Origin of the sequence: Kribbella voronezhensis, from assembly GCF_004365175.1 — a bacterium.
In the GTDB taxonomy this organism is placed as follows: domain Bacteria; phylum Actinomycetota; class Actinomycetes; order Propionibacteriales; family Kribbellaceae; genus Kribbella; species Kribbella voronezhensis.
The window spans coordinates 695454-714257 of the sequence record NZ_SOCE01000002.1 but is presented as its reverse complement, the minus strand read 5'-3'; the positions used below and the strand labels follow the sequence as shown (position 1 = coordinate 714257).

The window sequence follows — 18804 nt, the reverse complement described above, 5'->3', positions numbered from 1 at the left end:
TGAGTGGCCGTCTTCACCTTAATGTGATCTCTCGTGCCTACCGCCCCCAAGCCCTCAGATCTGACCGATATCGTCCCCTCGCTGCCCGGCGATCGCCTTACCCTGGCTGACTTCTCGGGCCTCGCGACCACCGTCGCCGGCTATCTGTACGTCAAGCTCGTCCTCGACCAGCAGACCTCCACGGTCCACCTGATCGACGGCGCCGACCGGATGCTCCACGTCCAGTACGTCGGCGAGCGCATCCTCGGGATGACCCGCGCCGAACTGGCCCGCAACCTGGACGCGTTCAACGACTCCGTCTACCGCGCCGACGACCGTCGCTTCCTGCTCGGCACCCTCGCGCTGCACGACCGCCCGGAGTACGGCGGTCGGTTCTTCTCGCTGGAAACCGTCGAGGTCGACACCATGGGCCCCGACCTGCTGACCTCGTTCTACCGCACGGTCCGCGCCCTGGTCGACGACACGATCCCGGTGCTGCTGAAGCCCGCAAACCACCTGCAGGAAGGCTTTCTCGCCGCCGTACCGACCGACGACCTGCCCCGCATCCTGGCGCACGAGCTCTACTCCACCGCGCCGTACGTGCCGCTCAACCCCGGTACGACGATCGGCCGGCTCCGGCTCTTCAAGTCCGAGGCCGACTACCGGTCCAGCACCGATCCCGTGCGCTGGCACGACATCCTGGTGATGGAGCGGATGCCCGACGACATCCCGCGGGTCTCCGGACTCGTCAACGCCCGGCACACGACGCCGCTCTCGCACACCAACGTGCTCGCGGCCGGCTGGGGAATTCCGAACGCGATCCAGCAGGGCGCACTCGAAGCCTTCGCTGACCTCGACGGCAGCTGGGTCGAGCTGACCATCGACCAGGCCGCTCCGGAGCCGGCGGTGCGACCGGTGTCGCGACCGGATGCGATCGACGCCGGCCCGCCGTGGGCCACCACTCAGGTCGACATCGGCAAGCCCGACCTCGCCGCGGCCCAGATTCTCCCGCTGGAGGAGTTGCGTGCCACCGACGCGCACCGGTTCGGCACGAAGGCGGCGAACCTCGGCGAGCTGACCGCCGTACTGCGGGACGGATCGCCTTACTGGCTTGGCTTCTACGAGGCGCCACGACCGCCGCGACCACATCTGCTCGAGTACCTCGCCCGGCATCTCGACGTGACCGGAACCGACGTCGGCGAGTTGTCGCACGCGGCGCACCGGATGGTCAAGGAGCACGTCGTCGTACCGCGCGGGATCGCGCTGCCGTTCGCTCTCCAGCAGCAGTTCCTGGAGTCGTCGCCGGCGATCCAGCAGACCATCGGCAAGCTGAAGATGGCACTCGCGCTCGGCGGTGAGATCGATTCGCTCTGCGCCGAACTGGGCGGCCTCATCCGCGACACCCCGCTGCCCGACGACCTGCGCACGCTGATCGAGGACGCCGTACTGCGGCATCTCACCGGTGCCGGCCGAGTCGTCGCACGGAGTTCCTCGAACGCCGAGGACCTGATCGGCTTCTCCGCCGCCGGGATCTATGAGTCGGTGCCCGAGGTGGAGTCGATCGAGGACGTGATCGACGCGATCCAGCGGGTCTGGGCCTCGCTCGTCACTACGCGCGGCGTCCTGCTGCGCGACGAGGCCGGGATCGGGCTGGCCGAGTGCTTCATGGGTGTCGTCATCCAGCAGCAACTCGACGGAGCACTCGGTGGCGTCATGGTCACCACGAACCCGCTCGACCGGGCCGACTTCCGTTCCGTACTGCTGAACCTCGCCCATAACTCGGTCGAGGACGTCGTGTCCGGTGCGCGGGACCCGCTGCAGCACCTCTACAACACGATGGAGGGCGGCAGTCGCACAGTGGCGCTGGGAGCCGAGGCGCGCGATGTGGACGACCAGGCGAAGGCGACCCTCGGCAAGCTGGCCCTGATCGGACGGTTGCTGCAGGCCCATTTCGCCGGTGCCGACGGACCTGTCGACGCTCCGGTGGACGTCGAGTGGCTGGTCGACGGTGACCGGATCGTGCTGCTGCAGTGCCGTCCGTACCAGCTCGCCGCATGACGGGAACCGACGCGAAGCGGGTCATCCGCCGCTACAACGCCTTCCAGTTGTTCGCCGGGCTGCTGTGGTGGTTGCCGGTCTTCTACGTGTTCCAGCGATCCGCGGGGTTGTCGGACCGGGAGATCTTCTCCATCCAGAGCATCTTCTACCTGGCGTTCTGCCTGCTCGACATCCCGACCGGGATGATCGCCGACCGGTTCGACTACCGCCGTTGCCTGCAGGGCGGCGCGGTCATCCTCGTCGTGGCCAACCTGATCCCTGTCTGGCAGCCGACCTTCGTGGGCTTCCTGGCCCAGTTCCTGCTGATCGCGTTGGCACACTCGCTGTTCTCGGGTGCGGGCAGCGCCTACCTGTACGAGTATCTGCAGCGGACCGGCAACGAAACGTCGTACCAGGGTGCCGAGGGGTCGGCGCGGGCGTGGACCTTGATCGGACGCATCGCGTGCCTGCCGGCGGCTGGATTCCTGACGGCCTGGTGGGGCCCGTCGGCGTACGTGCTGTCGGCGGTGACGTGCGCGATCGCGGCTGTGATCGCGCTGGGATTCCCAGCTCTGCCTGGGATCCAGTCGCACAAGGTCGAGCCCGTCCTGCCTGCGCTCGTGGGTGCCTTGCGGTCGCTGGCCTCGTCGAAGCGGCTGATGTTGCTGATGGCGCAGGGCATCGCGGTGTTCACGCTGGTCCGCATCGGGCAGGCCAACCTGTTCCAGCCGATCCTGGAGTCGAAGCACCTGCCGCTGCACTGGTTCGGCGTACTGATGGCCGCGACGACCGTCTTCGAGGTTGCCGGTGCCGCGCGATCCGCCGTACTGGCGCGCTTCGGGCAGGTCCGGGTGGTGCTGGTGCTGACCGTGTTGATGGCCGTCGCGCTGGCCTCCGTCATCCCATTGGGGTTGGCCGGAACGATGGTCTGCCTTGCCGTGTTCTCGCTCGCCTCCGGGCTCGCGTTCCCGGTCCAGCGCAAGCTGGTCAACCAGGCGATCACCGAGCCTGCCCGCCGGGCGACACTGCTGTCCGTCGAGTCGCTCGCCGACCGGGCTGTCTGCGCGCTCGTGGTGTTCGTGATGGGCGGCTTCCTGGCCCGGGGCGCGATGCCGGAGTTCCTGGTCCTGCTGGCCGTGGCCGTCGCGGTGGCGATGGTCGCCCTCGCCGTCCTGATCAATCGAAGCCGCGAACGCGCGGCCACCAAGGAGAACGTCGCGTGAAGAAGATCCTGTACGTCTACGTCAAGGGCGGCGCTCCGCTCGAGACCGCCTTCCCGCGCATCGCGGCTTGCGGTGAGCTGCACGTGCTCGCGCTGTCGCCGCTTCCCGAAGCAGGCAAGGAGATCTGGGAGCCCTGCTGTACGAACATCACCGTGCACCCGGGTGGTCTGACGCCCGGCGAGCCGGTGGTCGAGGCGATCGTCGAGCATGCCCGCGAGGTCGGCGCGGACGCGCTGTTCACGCTGTCGGAGTTCGCCGTACTGGCTGTGGCCAACGCTGCTGATCGGCTTGGCCTGGCGGGCGCCGGCCCGGGCATCCGGGTGGCGCGGGACAAGCGGCTGATGCGGCAGGCCTGGCAGGCCGCGGGTGTGCCGATCCCCCGTTTCCGGCGGGTGGACTCCGCTGCCGATCTGCGGGCGGCTCTGTCCGCCTTGACGCCGCCGCTGCTGCTGAAGCCGGCCTGGGGTGCTGGTTCGGTCGCTCAACTGGTACTGACCTCGCAGGACCAGGTCGCCGATGCCTGGGCCGAGATCGAGCAGGCGCTGGAGCGTGGCGGCCAGGTCGGGATGAACGAGTTGTACGAGCAGAACACGGATGCCGACCGGCTGGTCGAAGAGATCATGGACGGCACCACCGAGGGCTGGTACGCCGAGCCCGGGTACGGCGACTATCTCAGCGTCGAGGGCATCGTTGCCAAGGGCAAGTACCACCCGCTGGCGATCACCGCCAAGCTGCCGACGGTGCCGCCGTACATCGAGGTCGCCAGTACATCGCCTTGCGTGCTGCCGGAGGAACTGCAGCGCCGAATCGAGGAGGTCTCCCGGCGGGCGGTCGACGCGCTCGGCCTGGACACCTGCGGCACCCACACGGAGCTCAAACTGCGCGCCGACGGCGAACTGGTGGTGATCGAGGTCGGCGCGCGCTTCGGCGGTCTGCTGACCACCAGGCAGGTCGAGGTCGTCTTCGGCCTGGACCCGATCGGCATGCTGATCCGCGAACAACTCGGCGAACCCGTTGACTACCCGCCGGCGATGCTGGTGGAGGGCGGCCGGGCGGCCGCGTCGGTCGCCGTCGTACCGGCCGATGCCGACGGCAATCCGTGGAAGACCCAGCCGCTTTGGCACCCCGAGCAGGTCGACTGGTCGAGCCTGCTCTCCCCCGGCAGCACCGTCGAACCCGTGCCCGCTTTCATGCTCCCGGCGGGCACGCGCGTGCCCGAGTTCGACCCGTCCGGTGGTTCCCGGAACTGGCTGGGCGTCTTCCTGCTGACCGCTGACGACGCCCCGACGCTGCTGCGCGACTGCCGTTCCATCCTCGACGGCCTGGAAGGCGCCCTCGCCGCGACCGCTTAGACGTCGAACGGCACCAACACCCGCCATACGGGCAGGTACGCCGGGCGGTCGGGCCGGCTGACCAGATAACCGGTCATCCCCGACTGCTCGGCCGCGGCGATCTCCGCCGGGGTCTCGCCTTCGTAGAAGGAACGGCACGCACCCGCCATCGCTTTCCCCCGCTCGAAGAGGGCGGGCGCCGGCTTGGCCTCCGCCGTACTGCGTGGCGTCAGCACCCGGTCGCCGAACCAACTCCACGGGAAGGGCTCCGCCTCGGCCCAGGCCGCGTCGATGTACGCCTTGGTCGCCGCGGCCCGCTCGGCGTCGGTAGCACCCCACTCCGGCGGCACGTTCGTGATCAACCCGACCGGCACCCCGACAGCCCGAAGCAACCGCAGATGCTCCAACGCTCCCCGCAGATACGTCATCTGCTTCGGCACGGACGTATCCACCAAGGTGTTCCCCAGATCGAACCACACCACCGAACACTTCGGCCGGTGCTCCCCACCCGACGCCGCAGCCGCTTGCCCCGCGGGCACCAGCAACCCACCCACCGCACACAGCACCACAACCAGCCGACCAATGCCCCTCACGATGCCTCCACCGACGGGCCCGAACGTCCCGCACCCCCCGATCCCAGCGCATCCCACCCCCCACCGCACCACCACCCCGCGTTTCGCGTGGTAGCTGCGCATACCGCACCGCCCGGCTGAGACCGGGCGGTGCGGGTGTGGTCAGGCGGCGTTGGGGAGGGGGGTTAGTTTGGCGCGGAGGGTTTGGAGGATTTGGCGGAGGACTCGGGAGACCTGCATTTGGCTGATGCCGATTTCTCGGCCGATCTCGGTTTGGGTCCAGCCTTCGACGAAGCGGAGGTGGAGGATCTGGCGGTCGCGCTGGCTGAGCTCGGCCAGGACGGGGCGGAGCATGTCGACGGCTTCCAGTTGGTCGACGGCCTGGTCCGGGTCGTCGGGGATGACGTCGCCCAGTTTCAGGCGGTCGTCGTTCGGCAGGGCCCGGTCCAGCGACAGGGTGTTGAAGCAGCCGCGGGCCGCCCGCGCCTGGTCGATCTCCTCGGCCTCCACGCCGAGGTACTCGGCGAGGTCGGCGACGGTGGGTTCGCGGTTCAGCTCCTGCTGCAGCATCGGCGTCTTGACGATCAGGGCTCCCTGCAACTCCTGGAGCCGGCGCGGGATCCGGACCGTCCAGGCGCAGTCGCGAAAGTAGCGCTTCACTTCACCCCGGATGGTCGGTACGGCGTACCCGATGAAGGGGGTATCCGCGGACAACCGGTACTGGCGCGCGGCCTTCATCAGGCCGACACACGCGACCTGGACGAGATCCTCGCTCTCCGCGCCCCGGCCGTCGAAGCGGTGCGCGATCGCCTTGGCGATCTCGAGGTTGAGTTCGACGATCTGTTCCAGCAGCGCCTGGCGTTCGGTCTCGTCGGTGGTTCGTTCCCGCTGCTCGAAAAGCCTGCTGGTGGCAGCTTCCCGCTCGGTTCGTTCCCGGGCCGACGAACAGCGTGCCGGCTCTGACTGGCTGGTACTGGTGGCCATCATGACCTCGCGACGGTGAGTCACCGCGCGGCCACCTTCTGGACCGCGGTCAGATCCCTTCCCCGCACCGGTATCCCGTTCCGCGACGTTCCATGCGCTTCGCGGCGAAGGAAACCGGTGGGTGCTCGGCCGCACGCGCTGATGTCCTCAACGCGTGCGGCCTAGGTGACAGCCGTGCCCGCGGGCTCGATGGTCACTTGACCCCTCGGTGCCCCTCACGGTCGGTGCTCAACCCCTTGCGCCGCTATCGATTGCTCGTGACGTCGGCAACGATCTCCTCCGCGATCCGTCGCAGCTTGATGTTGCGGTGCTGCGAAAGCCGGGTGAGGAAGGCGAACGCGCGCTGGTCGTTGAGCTTGTACCGCTCCATCACCACCCCGACCGCCTGACCGATCGCTCCCCGGGTCCGCACCGCCTCCTTGAGCTCGCGGATCTCGTGGGCGTAGTTGATCGCCACCGCCGACTGGTGGGCGAACAGCGGGCCGAGCAGTTCCAGATCGGCGAACGCACCCGGCGTCTCGGAGTACAGGTTGAGCGCGCCACGCGACGCCGGCCCGTCGTACAGCCGGAGCCCGGCCTGTGCCCGTACGCCGGCCTCCCGCGCCACCTGCGCATAGCGCGGGAAGCGCTCGTCGGTCTCGATGTGCGGGCAGGTGATGTGCACGGAGTCGACCGCGGCGGCGTAGCAGGGCCCCTCGCGGAACGCGTACTGCGCCCGGTCCAGCACCCAGAGTTTCTCGTCGGTCGGCGCTGCCGTCTCCAGGCTTCCGTCGGCATGCAGGATCGTGATGCTGCACGCCTCGACTTCGGGCAGCACTTCGACGGCCGCCGCGGTGATCTGGGCGAGCGTGTGGTCCAGGTCCCCGGGTTTCAGCGCCGACGCCAGCCGCCGCGCCGTCTCCACAACAGTTTCAGACTCCATTTGACTTGTGTACCCCGCAGGCTGAGCAGTGAATCAATCGCTGACGCCCCGGCTGAGCAGCACGGCGGCGATGAAGGTGCGGTAGAGAGTGAGCGGATCGTCACCGCGGATGACGACGACCTTCTCGTCCGCGCGTTCGACGCCTCGGAGCGCGCAGCTCAGCTCCGCGAACGCGCGGTTGTGGAACCGGACGGTCAGCTCGGCAGGCACAGTGATGCTCGGAGGTCCGAACGAGCTCAGCCGCTCCAGCGCCCGCTGCGCACCGTCCCTGATCAGCTCCCGCGCCGTCTCCGGATGCACGGACAGGGCGGCATTGTGCGAGACCGACTCCTTCACGACCACGGCCTCGATCCCCGGGCAGAACGGCAGCGTCTCGTCGATGGTCACCTGATCGCCGGAGATGAGCACCACCGGTACGCCGTGGGCAAGCGCGACCAGCGCGTTGATCCCGGCCTCCCCGGTGACCGCGCCGTTGAGGCGGACCTCGGCGATCGCCCGCGGGTTGTAGGTGTGGTGCAGCACCGAAGACGTCGAGTCCGCCGAGCCGTGGTACGAAACGAACAGCACCGCGTCGAAGGAGTCGTCGAGGCCCTCCATCATGTACAGCGGTTTGTGCCGGCCCGAGAGGTAACTCGCGCGCCCGTGCAGTTCGTCCGGCCGGAGGTTCTGCATCGTCGAGTGCGAGTCGTTGACCAGGAACTCGATCGCCCCGGCCGCGAGCGCACCGTCGATCGCAGCGTTGACCTCGGCCTGCAGCTGGCCTCGGTAGTACTCGTACTCCGGCCCGGGCCCACGGCACTGCCCCCAGTCGACGACGCCGGCCGTCCCCTCCATGTCAGTCGACAGAAAGACCTTCACGACCACCTCCAGCTGCGTCTGCCCCGAGGTGGAGGCTACCGCGCGGACTGTGACGACGCGTCGGAGAGCAGGGCGGTGACCGTCTCTTCCGCACAAAGCCGGTTGTGGCCAAGCCCTCCGGACGAGCCGCGTCTGCTCCAGCCGGTGAGGTAGGTGCTCCGCATGCCGACAACCCGCCCGTCGACCTGTGGCACCAGACCGCGCGCGTCGTCGTACGGGAGGCCCGGGACAGGCGCGGACCGGAAGCCGATCGCGCTGATCAACGTGCCGGCCCGGATCGCCTGATGGTTGCCTTTGACATCGAGTACGCCGTCCTGCCACCGCTGCGGTTCGGTCGCGAACCGCAGAACGAGCCGGCGCCCTGGCAACGGATCCGCCGCCAGATCGACGGAATCGTCCAGTACAGTGGTGATTCCGGGCAGTGCCACGATCTCCCGGAAGGCCGCTTCGGAGTACGCCGCGTGCTCAGGCCCGCGTCGTCCGAGCAGCACGACCTCGCGGATCCCACTGTCAGCCAGCGTACGGCGTACTGTCGGGCTCAGCTCCGCAGTGGCCAGCCGATTCGGGTCGCTCAGCAACAGCCGGGCGATGTCGATCGCGACGTTGCCGTTCCCGATGACGACGGCCCGGGGACCGCGCAGTACGACCGGACAGTCACCGGCGAGCGGATGACCGTTGTACCAGGCAACGAAATCGGCGGCTGTGCAGCTGCCTTCGCCGCGCTCCCCCGGGATGCCGGGCAGGCGGCTCTGGGCCGCGCCGAGCGCATACAGGACAGCGTCGTGACTCGCCGCCAGCGAGGCATGGTCGACATCGGGCCCGAACTCGACCCCCAGCCGCAACCGGATCCGCGGATGGTGCGCGACCCGTTCGAGGACTCCGACGATCTTGCGGGTGTCCGGATGATCCGGCGCAACCCCGTAGCGGGCCAGCCCACCGACATGGGGAAGCCTGTCCAGCAAGGTGATTCGGGCCGTACTGCGTAACAGCAGCTCGCGGGCCGCGTAGACACCGGCCGGCCCGGCACCGACGATCGCCACCCGCAACGGCAACGCGGCGGCGCCCCAGGTGTCGAAGGAAGGTGGCCCCCAGGACTCGAGGCCGCCGTTGCTGCGGCGGTCCGGACGATCGGCGTAGAAGTTCGCGTTCGCCGCGATCCGGTGGTCGTCAGCGGCCAACTGATCCAGTGGCGCGATCGCGTCGACCGGACAGGCCTCGGCGCAGGCGCCGCAGTCGATGCAGACCTGCGGGTCGATGTAGACGCCCTCGGTGCGGCCGAAGTCGGGTTCGCCGGGCGCGGGATGGATGCAGTTCACGGGACAGACCGCGACGCAACTGGCGTCGCTGCAGCAGCCAGCGCCGACGACGTAAACCATCGGAGCTCAGATCAGTCCGACGCGCCGGTAGACGCGCACCGCGGGCCCGGTCAGCAGACCGGTCGAGCCGAGAAACTCCATCAGGCCGGCGCAACTCGATCGCAGCAGTGCTCGATGGTGCTCGTTGCCGGCCGCTTCACGAAGAGCCCTTGCACTGTTCAGCCCCGCGTTCGCGTAGACCGCCGGATTGACCATGGCGTTGACGATCACCGACGCGGCGATGGAGATCACCAGCGCGCTCGTCCAGCGGCGCGCCCGGCCGGCACCGGCCAGCGCCTGCCTGGTCTCGTCCCGGGCGAACATCATGTGCCGGGACTCCTCGACGACGTGGATGTTGTTCACCTGGCGGATCAGCGGGACGACCCGCGGATCGCGCATCCAGTCCCGCTGCATGACATCGAGGACCTCCTCGGCCACCAGAATGGCCGCGTACGCCGACTCGCCGCCGGCCAAGGTCTTGAACAGCCGCCCGAGTTCGCGGGTGAGCGGCGACGGCCGGTAGATCGGTGTCCCGAGTTTGCCGGTCGCCCGGGCGAACATGATGGAGTGCCGGCACTCGTCGGCCACCTCCGTCAGGGCCCACTGGAACTCACTGCCGGCCGGATCCGCGGAGTACACGTCGCGAAGGATCAACTGCTGGAGGATCAGCTCGAACCAGATCCCGGTGCTGGCGACCGACGCCGCCTCGTGCCGGGTCAGCTCACGGCGCTGGTCCTCAGAAAGCTCCGCCCAGTACGCCGTTCCGTACAAGGTGCTCCACTCGGGCGACAGCCCGTACAGATCCGCCGGCTCGGCATCCCAGTCGATCTCCGTCGCCGGGTCCCGCGACAGCCGCGCCGCCGACGAGAGCAGTCGCGCGGCCCCTTGCGCCACGATCTGGTCGGTCACAGCTCTCAGCTCCCTACCATCGGGCAACAAGACATTATCAATGTAACATAGAGGCTGAACGATGGAGCGGCGCTGTGATCCGGTGGTGACAGGAAGTTGTCAGCAGGCGGCGCGGCCGGGCCGGGCACGCTAGGGTCGGCAGCCATGTCGACTCCGAAACCGTTCGCCGGGCATCAGGGTGCGGTGCGGGCGATCGCCGTGTTTCCCGACGGCAGCAGGATCGTGACCGGAGGCGACGACGCGAAGATCCGGCTCTGGGATCTGCGCACCGGCCTGCTGCTGGCCGAGCACGACGAGCATCGCGTGCACAACGACCGGGTCCTCGCGCTCGCGGTGACCGAGAACGAGCGGGTCATCTCGTGCGGCCGCAGTGTCACCGTCGACTGGGACGTCGCCGGTAACGTCACCACGACTACTCCGCACGCCACCGCCGTCGCCGACATCGCGATCTCGGCCCGCGGCGACGCGATCGCCGCGATCGACATCGCCGGCAACGTGGTGCAGCCCGCCGACAGCAGTGGCTGGCCGAGTGAGCACGAGCGGATCGACAAGCTCGCCGTCACCACGAACGGCCAGCTGATCACGGCCGGCATCGAGCCGCTCGTGCGGATCACCGACCGGAGCGGGAACGAGCTGGGCAGACTGGACGGCCGCACCCGCAGCGATGTCGCGATGGCGGCATCAGCCGAAGGCGAGCGCATCGTCTACGTCACCCACGGCCGCGTGCAGTACTGGAACCGCCGGCCGGCGAGCCGTCCGGTCCGCCTGACCGGCTGCGAGGACGCGGTCACCGTCGCCGTCACCCCGGACGACCGGCAGGTGATCGCCGGCGGCTTCGGTGGCGGCCTCTGGGCGTGGGACCCGGACGCGCCGACCGAGCCGATCGCGATGCAGGCAGACGACAGCCCGATCCGGTCCCTCGCGGTCACGCCGGACTGCCGCCAGCTCGTCAGCGGCGCCGAGAACGGCGCGATCCGGATCTGGGACCTGACCACCGGTGCGGAAGTGTCCCCCGGCCGGACGCCCAGACCACAGGCCGGGCTGACCAGCGACCAGGAGAGCGCGCTGGACCTGCTCGACTTCGCCGAGGACGTCGACAGCCTGGCCGCGCTCATCACGGATCGCGAAACCGATCCCCCGCTGGCGATCGCGCTGCTCGGCCGCTGGGGTTCGGGCAAATCGAGCTTCCTGCGCCAGCTCCAGGACAGCGTCGCCCGGCTGACCGAGCAGGGGCGGCAGAACCCGGCTCGCAGTGTCTTCACCACCGCGGTCCGCCAAGTGCGATTCGATGCCTGGCACTACAACGACGACCAACTGTGGGTGGGCCTGGTCGAGCACCTCTTCGCCGGTCTCGCCGATCCGTCCCCGGCGAACGTCGACGAGGTCCGCGCCGAGCGCGACGCCGTACGGCACAAGTTGCGTGATCTGGAGGCGCTGGCCGATCCGAAGACGCCGGCCGTCCGGCGTACGAGGGCACGTCTTCGGTTGTGGTCGGCGAGCCTCAAGCCCTGGCGCCGGCGGATCGCGCTCGCGGGCACCACCGCCGTACTGCTCGGCGTGGTGACCTGGCTGACCTGGCGGAGCTCCGGCAACAACCTTCTGGCGTGGACCCTCGGCGCTCTCACGGCGGTGTCCGCCTCCCCGATCGTGGACCGGCTGATCGCGGCGTGGCGCGCGGTGCGCGGACTGGCCGGGCGACGAACCGTTCAACTCGACCAGTCGGTGCGGGCCACCCGGATGCGGCTCGCGAACCTGGACGCCGCCGAACGGCTCGCGCTCGCGATCGAGGACGCCCGCGCCGGCGGGTACGACCAGTACCGCGGGGTGCTTGGTCATGTGCATGCCGACCTGCGCCGGCTGAGTGACAGCGCGCAGCAGGCGTTCGGCGAATGGAGCCGGGCCGGATCGTCGGGTGCGCCGCCGCTCGAACGGGTGATCCTCTACATCGACGACCTCGACCGTTGCTCACCGCGCAAGGTCGTCGACGTGCTCGCCGCCGTACACCTGCTGCTGGCGCTGCCGCTCTTCGTCGTGGTGGTCGCCGTGGACCCGCGGTGGCTACGGCGTTGCCTCGAGCAGTACCACACCGAGCTGTTCGGTGGCCCGGACAGCACGGGAACCTCGCCACTCGACTATCTCGACAAGATCTTCCAGGTCGTCTTCGCCCTCCGCCCGATGGGCAGCGAGGCCGACCGGTTCGTCGCCGCCCTGGTGCCGACCGACCTCACAGCGGTACCCGGACGCACCCCCGGACCCGGTACGCCGAAGCCCGGTGCCCCCGCGTCCGCCGGTACGACGGCAACCGGCAAACCGCAGGTTTCGGCCCGCCCGGCTCGACAGGCAGCCAACCCCCAACCGCACCAGTTGCGGCTTCGCGAGGAGGAACTGCAGTTCGTCCAGCGCCTTCGCCCGTTGCTGGAAACACCCCGAGCCCTGAAGCGGTTCGTGAACCTCTACCGCCTGGTGCGATCGGCTGTCGCCGAGAAGGACCTGGACGACTTCATCGGGGCCGACGCAACAGGTCCCTACCAAGCAGTCCTTGTCCTGCTTGCGATCCTCGTCTCCGCGCCGGAGGACTGCCGCACCCTGACGACGGCCCTGCGCGAATCGGCCCAGCGGGGAACGGTCACCGACCTCTTCGAGGAACTCGAGCGGACCTCGGCGCCCGGCGGTGTCTGGACACGCCTGCGATCGGTCCTGCGCGCGGGTGACCCTGTTCACGATAATCTGGCGACTTATCGCCGCTGGGCGGGTACGGTCACGCGATTCAGCTTCGAGACGTGGGATCTGACCGAGCCTCGCTGACGACCTGGGGAGGCCAAGCGTGTCGAGTACCACCGGACCGCGGCGGTTCCACCGGGGTCATCTGCTCGGCCTGCTCGTCGGCCTCGCCCTGATCGCCGCGACCGCGATCGGGCCACGCCAGGTAGCTGCCGACGGCAACCGTGCGGGTGAAGGTGGCAACGGTGCCACAGTCGCCCCCTGCCGGCGGACGGAGAGGATCCAGGTCAGCTCCTCGACCGAGAAGGCCGTCGTGATGAGCCGGCTCGCCGAGCAGTACAACTCCTCGGGCCGCGCGGTCGGCGACCTGTGCGGGAAGATCGATCTCACGCCACTGACCTCGGGCGCCACCAAGAACGCGCTGGCCGCCGGGATGAAGGACCCGCCCGAGGTCTGGTTGCCCACGTCGTCGATGTGGCTGCGCCTGCTCGAACAAGAGGGCCACGGCGACCTGATCGCGCGCGATCCGGCGCCGCAGTCGATCACCACCAGCACGCTCGTGATCGCGATGCCGCAGTCGGTGGTCGAGGCGCTGGAGAAGCACGGCAAAAGGCTGAAGACGTGGGCGGACGTGCTCGAACTCTCGCGGTCCGGCTGGTCGGCGTACGGCAAGCAGGCCTGGGGAAAGTTCATCCTCGGCCGGGACAACGCCGAGACCTCGACCTCGGGACTGGCGGCGACGGTCGCCACCTACATCGCGGCGCCCGGTGAACTCTCGGCGGCGAATCTGGCCAATCCGCAGGTCACCGCGTTCGTGCACGGCATCGAGTCGTCGGTGACGCGGTACGGCGACGAGGCCGTGCGTTTCATGCAGCAGATCTACGACGCCGAGCAGCGGCAGGACGCCACGAAGTACCGGCCGTATGTCGATGCCGTGGTGATCCAGGAGCAGATGGCCTACCTGTACAACCGGGGCGCTCCCGGCGGCGATCCCGGGAAGATGAGTGCCGAGCGCGTCCCGCGCAACCCACTGCGGGTGGTGCATCCCGAGGACGGGACGCTGGAGCTCGATCATCCGTACGTCGTGCTCGCCTCGGCCACGCCCGACCAGCGAGCGATCGCGCGGGACTTCTACCAGTTCCTGATCGATCCCCTTCAGCAGAAGGAGTTCGCGAACGTCGGGTTCCGGCCGCGGGACGACGCGACCCGGCCGACCGAGCAACTCGTCCACACCCTCGGGGTGCCGGCCGATCAGCACCTCACTTTCGTGCAGCCGCCCGACGGCAAACTGCTGGCCGCGATGGTGAACAGCTGGGACAAGGTACGGCGCAAGACCCGCGTGCTGCTGGTACTGGACGTGTCCGGCTCCATGAACGAGATCGCCGACGATCCCAACCGCGCGCAGGACCCGACGAAGCTGCAACTGCTGATCCCGGCGGCCCAGCGCGCCCTCGACCTCCTCGACGACGACGACGAAGTCGGCCTGTGGACCTTCTCGTCGAACCCGTCCTACACGCAGGTGATGCCGGTGTCACGGGTAGGCGCCGTCCGCGCCCAGCTCAAGGCGAGGATCCAGCACCTGAAAGCCAGCGGGAACACGGCCCTGTACGCCGTGACCGACGCGGCCAGCCAGATGATGGCGAAGTCGCTCGATCCGGAGCGGATCAACGCGATCGTGCTGCTCAGCGACGGGCAGAACACCGAGAACTACCCCGGTGGGGCACGAACGTTGCTGGACAAGCTGAATCCGGCCGGCCGGGACACCTCGGTCCGGATCTTCACGGTGCCGTACGGAAAAGCCGAGAACGCCGACGTCGCCACACTCGCCCAGATCGCGAACCGCACCAAGGCCGCGCAGTACGACGCGAGTGATCCGCTCGATGTGGGCGACGCCTTCGTCCAAGTGTTCCGGAACTTCGGGTGAGGCGCGGGATCGGGCGCCGGTACAGCGACCCCGTCGCGCTGGTCGAGGCGTCCGTGCTCGGTGTCGCCGGCGCGATCGTCGCACTGACAGGCCCCTGGCCGTGGCTCGCCGTACCGGCCGGGCCGCTGATCGCCCTGGTAGTGCTGGTGATCGCGACTTGGCGACGGCGGGTGCCCAAGCCGCTGGCGCCGGAGCGGAACATCCCGGCCCAGGTTCGCCGCTGGTCGAACCTGCTGGCGGACGACGACCCGGCCCGCGCGCAGGCCGACGAAGCCGTTCAGCTGATGGATCGGATCGAGGAACTGACCCTGCAGTGCAAACGCGCGATCACCCATGCCGACGGCTCCGCGCAGGGACCGGCCACGGACAGACTGGGCGAGATCACCGAGTACGTCACCAAATCCGTGGAAACCTACAGTGCGCCTGTCCGGGCGTCCGAGTGGAGCGCGCTGGCCACCCGGCTGGACCGGGCCCACAAGTGGCTCGAGGAAGAACTCGAGGCGCTTCGGTAAGCGTCTACAGACTGCTCAGGCGTTGTTCGAGGCTGTCCAGGAAAGTGCTCAGCTGCCGGCGGTGGCGACGCGCTCGGCCGCGGCGAGCCGGGCGGCCGACCTGAGCGAGTCCACGACGTACGTCGGAACCCGCAGGCCCCGCCGCATCGCCCAGAGCAGCTCCATCTCGACCCGCCCGATCTGCTGGGCGTAGCGAGTGAGGCCGCCTTCGCCGTCGGTGGTGATGCCGAGGTGGTGCATCACGGCACCGAACTCTGCCCACTGCTTCTTGGTGTAGGCACCGACCGGTTCGAAGGTGTGCCGGCGGAGCGTTCCCACCAGCCACTTCTGCCAGCCGGTCAGCTCGGTCCACAGGCCCTGAGCGGCGATCTTGTAGTAGGCGAAGTGCCCCGGCTCCTGTCTGCGGATGGGAGCGACGACGGTTGTCGCCACCGCGCGCTCACCCAGATGCAGCAGACCCTGATGAAGCTTGTTGTAGGCAAGGATCGCCGACTGCTCGGTCGCCACGCCGGTGAGGTAGTAGAGCATCCGGCTCACGTCCTGCACGGCGCTCCAGCGACCGAGCGCACCGAGCACCCGGTAGCTGAACGCCATCGAGGTGAGGTCGGGATCCGCCGGCGGCAGGCCGGCCAGCGACTGCAGGCGATCCAGCAACAACCCGTGATGGATCTCCTGCGGAAGCCAGACGTCGGCATAGAAATGCCGGTCCACAGCCGGCGGGTCCGGCAGCAGCAGGTTCAGCTCGAGGACGTTCCGTTCGACTTCGAGCTCGACCCGGGACATGTAGGTCAGCACCGGGCCGAAGGCCCTGGCGAGCAGTTCCGGTCGCGCCATCGTGTAGTCGGCGCTGTCCACCGGGATCGGCGGATGCTCCTCCCCCAGCCGGTCCACATGCTCGGCCAGCCGCGCCTCGACCGAGAACGGCCGCCGCCGGCCACGTCCCTTGAACCCCTTGATCACGAAGATCCCACCCACCCCAGCAGGCCTCAGCTCACCCCAGGCCAACCGACCATGAGTAAGTCTCACCTTACTTCACCCACCCCAGCGCACCACAGCACTTTTCTCCACCCGCGCTCCGCCCGGCGAGGTTCTTATCGCCGTACTCCAGGTTCGCGCTTCGCGAGGTATCGTCGACACGAGCGCGGCCGCGCGCACCACAGGATTGTTGCTGTTGGCATCTATGGTCCTGTTCGCCGGCTCCGGCAACGCGGTAGTGGCGATCATCGTCCTCGCGGTCGCTGCTCTGGTGCAGGTGGCCGGCGAACTGCTGCAGTCCCCGCGGCGACGCCATGGCGGTGGCCGGCGGATAAGGTTCGGTGACAGTTCTGTTCGTCTGATGAGGATGCTGATGCTCGACCGGTCCGAGTCCGCGATGGGCATCGTCGTCCGGTCGCGGGTCTACCGTTCGGCGTTCCTGTCCCTGCTGATCGCCGGGATCGGCATGTCGGCCGCGACGCCCCAGCTGACCCTGTTCCTGGTCCGCGAACTCGGGACGCCGCTGCCCGTGGCCGGCCTGTACTACGTGACGAACCTGGCCGCCCCGCTCGCGGGCTTCCTCATCGGGCGGCTGTCGGACCGCACTCCCGACCGGCTGCTCTGGTTCCGGCTCTGCGCCCTGATCGGTGCCGCCGGCTGGCTCGCCATGGCAGCCGCTCGATCGGTGTGGCTCCCCTTCGTGATCAGCGCGGTCGCGCTCAGCGTCGGCGGCGGAGCGATGGCCCAGCTCTTCGCCGCCTGCCGCGACGAGCTGAGCCGCCATCCGACCAGAGCCGACAACCGTGTCGTCGCGGCGATCCGGATGGCCTTCACGATCGGCTGGATCCTCGGCCCGGTCCTCGGCAGCTGGTACGGCGGTGTCTTCGGCCTCCGCTCGTTGCTGGTAGCAACAGCCGTCTGCGTCTTCGCCCAGGTGATCCCGTTCGGGCGGCAACGGGTGGCCCGTTTCCACCACCAGGCGGTCATCGAGCGCCCTGCGGGCAAACGGCCGGTCGACCACCTGATGCCGCTGCTGGTCTTCACCGCCGTCTGCATCCTGGCGATGACCGGCGACACGATCAAGTTCGGCTATCTGCCCATCTACATGGCCGAACAGTTGCACGTCTCCGACTCGCTGCGCGGCGCGGTGATCGGCATCCAGCCGCTGCTGGAACTGCTCCTGCTTCCGCTCGTCGCCGCACTGGCCGACCGGTTCGGATCGCTGACGGTGATGACCGGCGGGGCCGCCATGGGCCTGGCCGGCAACCTCGCCTACGCGATCGGCGGTTCGGTCGGCATCCTGTTCCTCGGTCAGGCTCTGACGGCCGGCCTCTGGGCCTGCGTCGGCACCCTCGGCGTCTCGATCGCCCAGCACCTGTACCCCGAAGGCGTCGGCACGGCGTCGGGCGTCTTCCTCAGCGCCATCCCTGTCGGCTCCGCGATCGGCGGCGCCATCGGCGGCCTCGGTGTCGCCGCCATCGGCCTGCCCCACGTCTTCTTCGTCCCCGCGGCTCTCACCACGTTCGCCACCCTCGCCTTCGCCGTCCTCAGCACCCGCCTCGAACACCGCGGGTAAGAAGGTCAGCGGCCGTCCCGGCGGAATCGGCCGGGGGTGGTACCGAGCGCCTGGGAGAACACCTGCGTGAAGGCCGACTCGGAGCGATAGCCCACCCTCGCCGCGATCGAGGCGACCGTGAGATCGCCGTCGGTGAGCAGGTCCGCCGCCGTCATCAGCCGGACAGTGGTGACGAATGCTCCGACGGTGGTCCCCGTCTGCCGAACGAAATGCCGCAGGAACGTTGCCCTCGACATCGAGGCGATGCCGGCCAGCTTCTCGACCGGCCAGCTCGCGCCCGGCTCACGGAGTACGGCATCGATCACGGCCGCGATCCGTGGGTTGTCCACCGCAGTCCAGAGCGCAGCCCGGGTGACGTCGCGGGGCGACCGCCGCAGCACCATCGCCAGCAACGCAGTACCGATCGACGAGAGGATCGCGGTAGTCCCGGGACCGTCGGCCAATGCTTCCTGCCGCATCACCGCGGTCATCGAATCGACCGCGTCGTCAGCACCGAACGACACCACCAAGGGATCGGGCAAACTGCGCAGCAGCAGGGAGCCCGAGGCCGAACCGAAGCTGTAGTGCCCACAGAACAGGTCGATCACGGCCGCGTCGTCGTTGTCGGTCCGGATCAGGTCGATGCCGGCGCCTCGGGTCTCGATCGAGACCTGCGGCGTCCCGGTACCCGTAGTACGGATCCTGTGCGGTGGGCTGCTCGGCAGCAGGACGGCGTCGCCCGCCACCAGCGCGATGCGCTCGCCGCCGGCCTCGAGTGTGCACTCGCCGTCGAGCAGGAAGTGGAAAGCGGCCTCGGTGCCGCCGTAGGCCTTCACCTCCATCACCGTGGCACCAGCGAGCAGGCAGCGCTTGTCCAGCACGGCCCGGACCTGTGCCTGCTGGAGCAGGTGACTGATGGCGTCCATTTGAGACTTTCGCGAGGGGAA

15 protein-coding genes are annotated in these 18804 nt (G+C 68.9%); 7 read left to right on the top strand and 8 right to left on the bottom strand.

Features of this window, described 5'->3' with window-relative positions:
• Nucleotides 1-33: 33 nt before the first annotated feature.
• From EV138_RS30630 to EV138_RS30620, 3 genes are read left to right on the top strand one after another with little or no spacing between them, the layout of a single operon-like run.
• A complete protein-coding gene (locus EV138_RS30630) occupies nucleotides 34-2037 on the top strand; it encodes a PEP/pyruvate-binding domain-containing protein (protein WP_133983213.1) in 2004 nt (667 codons plus the stop codon).
• Nucleotides 2034-3239, top strand: coding sequence for an MFS transporter (locus EV138_RS30625; protein ID WP_133983211.1), 1206 nt, complete (start codon nucleotides 2034-2036; stop codon nucleotides 3237-3239). Before EV138_RS30630 ends, EV138_RS30625 begins: the two co-directional genes overlap by 4 nt.
• Complete coding sequence (locus EV138_RS30620) at nucleotides 3236-4591, top strand: ATP-grasp domain-containing protein (RefSeq protein WP_133983209.1); 1356 nt, start codon at nucleotides 3236-3238, stop codon at nucleotides 4589-4591. The genes EV138_RS30625 and EV138_RS30620 overlap by 4 nt, the downstream gene beginning before the upstream one ends.
• Here EV138_RS30620 and EV138_RS30615 read toward each other — a convergent pair.
• The 6 genes from EV138_RS30615 to EV138_RS30590 all read right to left on the bottom strand — a co-directional run bounded on the left by EV138_RS30615 (nucleotide 4588) and on the right by EV138_RS30590 (nucleotide 10170).
• Entirely contained in the window at nucleotides 4588-5163 is a 576-nt protein-coding gene (locus tag EV138_RS30615) for an HAD family hydrolase (protein WP_133983207.1), read from the bottom strand. The two genes, EV138_RS30620 and EV138_RS30615, sit on opposite strands and share 4 nt — an antisense overlap.
• A gap of 141 nt (nucleotides 5164-5304) precedes the next feature.
• Nucleotides 5305-6150 carry a SigB/SigF/SigG family RNA polymerase sigma factor gene (locus EV138_RS30610; RefSeq protein ID WP_238158516.1) on the bottom strand — a complete coding sequence of 282 codons (846 nt, stop codon included), beginning with the start codon at nucleotides 6148-6150 and terminating at the stop codon, nucleotides 5305-5307.
• Nucleotides 6151-6370: 220 nt separating this feature from the next.
• Nucleotides 6371-7048: a GAF and ANTAR domain-containing protein gene (locus EV138_RS30605; protein WP_133983205.1), complete on the bottom strand. Its 678-nt coding sequence runs from the start codon at nucleotides 7046-7048 to the stop codon at nucleotides 6371-6373.
• Between the two features lie 33 nt (nucleotides 7049-7081).
• Nucleotides 7082-7906 (bottom strand): M55 family metallopeptidase, encoded by an 825-nt coding sequence (locus EV138_RS30600; RefSeq protein ID WP_133983203.1) that lies wholly within the window; start codon nucleotides 7904-7906, stop codon nucleotides 7082-7084.
• 35 nt (nucleotides 7907-7941) lie between these two features.
• The gene (locus EV138_RS30595) at nucleotides 7942-9282 is read right to left on the bottom strand and encodes an FAD-dependent oxidoreductase (RefSeq protein WP_133983201.1); all 1341 of its coding nucleotides are present in this window, start codon (nucleotides 9280-9282) and stop codon (nucleotides 7942-7944) included.
• A 6-nt stretch (nucleotides 9283-9288) separates the two neighbouring features.
• The gene (locus EV138_RS30590; protein WP_238158515.1) at nucleotides 9289-10170 is read right to left on the bottom strand and encodes an AurF N-oxygenase family protein; all 882 of its coding nucleotides are present in this window, start codon (nucleotides 10168-10170) and stop codon (nucleotides 9289-9291) included.
• 144 nt (nucleotides 10171-10314) lie between these two features.
• On the opposite strand from EV138_RS30590, the gene EV138_RS30585 reads away from it, so the two are divergent.
• From EV138_RS30585 to EV138_RS30575, 3 genes are read left to right on the top strand one after another with little or no spacing between them, the layout of a single operon-like run.
• Nucleotides 10315-12975 carry a P-loop NTPase fold protein gene (locus tag EV138_RS30585; protein WP_133983197.1) on the top strand — a complete coding sequence of 887 codons (2661 nt, stop codon included), beginning with the start codon at nucleotides 10315-10317 and terminating at the stop codon, nucleotides 12973-12975.
• A 19-nt stretch (nucleotides 12976-12994) separates the two neighbouring features.
• Entirely contained in the window at nucleotides 12995-14815 is a 1821-nt protein-coding gene (locus EV138_RS30580; protein ID WP_133983195.1) for a vWA domain-containing protein, read from the top strand.
• Complete coding sequence (locus tag EV138_RS30575) at nucleotides 14812-15327, top strand: hypothetical protein (RefSeq protein ID WP_133983193.1); 516 nt, start codon at nucleotides 14812-14814, stop codon at nucleotides 15325-15327. The genes EV138_RS30580 and EV138_RS30575 overlap by 4 nt, the downstream gene beginning before the upstream one ends.
• Before the next feature lie 48 nt (nucleotides 15328-15375).
• Here the strand turns inward: EV138_RS30575 and EV138_RS30570 are convergent, their stop codons facing one another.
• Nucleotides 15376-16353 carry a GTP-binding protein LepA gene (locus EV138_RS30570; RefSeq protein WP_238158514.1) on the bottom strand — a complete coding sequence of 326 codons (978 nt, stop codon included), beginning with the start codon at nucleotides 16351-16353 and terminating at the stop codon, nucleotides 15376-15378.
• A gap of 154 nt (nucleotides 16354-16507) precedes the next feature.
• Here EV138_RS30570 and EV138_RS30565 point away from each other — a divergent pair, with 154 nt between their 5' ends.
• Nucleotides 16508-17878: an MFS transporter gene (locus EV138_RS30565; RefSeq protein WP_238158571.1), complete on the top strand. Its 1371-nt coding sequence runs from the start codon at nucleotides 16508-16510 to the stop codon at nucleotides 17876-17878.
• A gap of 5 nt (nucleotides 17879-17883) precedes the next feature.
• Here EV138_RS30565 and EV138_RS30560 read toward each other — a convergent pair whose 3' ends face one another.
• Nucleotides 17884-18783: a cupin domain-containing protein gene (locus EV138_RS30560; protein WP_133983189.1), complete on the bottom strand. Its 900-nt coding sequence runs from the start codon at nucleotides 18781-18783 to the stop codon at nucleotides 17884-17886.
• Between the last annotated feature and the right edge of the window lie 21 nt (nucleotides 18784-18804).

Bases quoted from the DNA above. Each gene is read 5' to 3' on its own strand.
- EV138_RS30560 (WP_133983189.1), bottom strand. From the start codon at position 18,783: ATGGACGCCATCAGTCACCTGCTCCAGCAGGCACAGGTCCGGGCCGTG.
- EV138_RS30605 (WP_133983205.1), bottom strand. From the start codon at position 7,048: ATGGAGTCTGAAACTGTTGTGGAGACGGCGCGGCGGCTGGCGTCGGCG.
- EV138_RS30625 (WP_133983211.1), top strand. From the start codon at position 2,034: ATGACGGGAACCGACGCGAAGCGGGTCATCCGCCGCTACAACGCCTTC.
- EV138_RS30585 (WP_133983197.1), top strand. From the start codon at position 10,315: ATGTCGACTCCGAAACCGTTCGCCGGGCATCAGGGTGCGGTGCGGGCG.
- EV138_RS30595 (WP_133983201.1), bottom strand. From the start codon at position 9,282: ATGGTTTACGTCGTCGGCGCTGGCTGCTGCAGCGACGCCAGTTGCGTC.
- EV138_RS30565 (WP_238158571.1), top strand. From the start codon at position 16,508: ATGGTCCTGTTCGCCGGCTCCGGCAACGCGGTAGTGGCGATCATCGTC.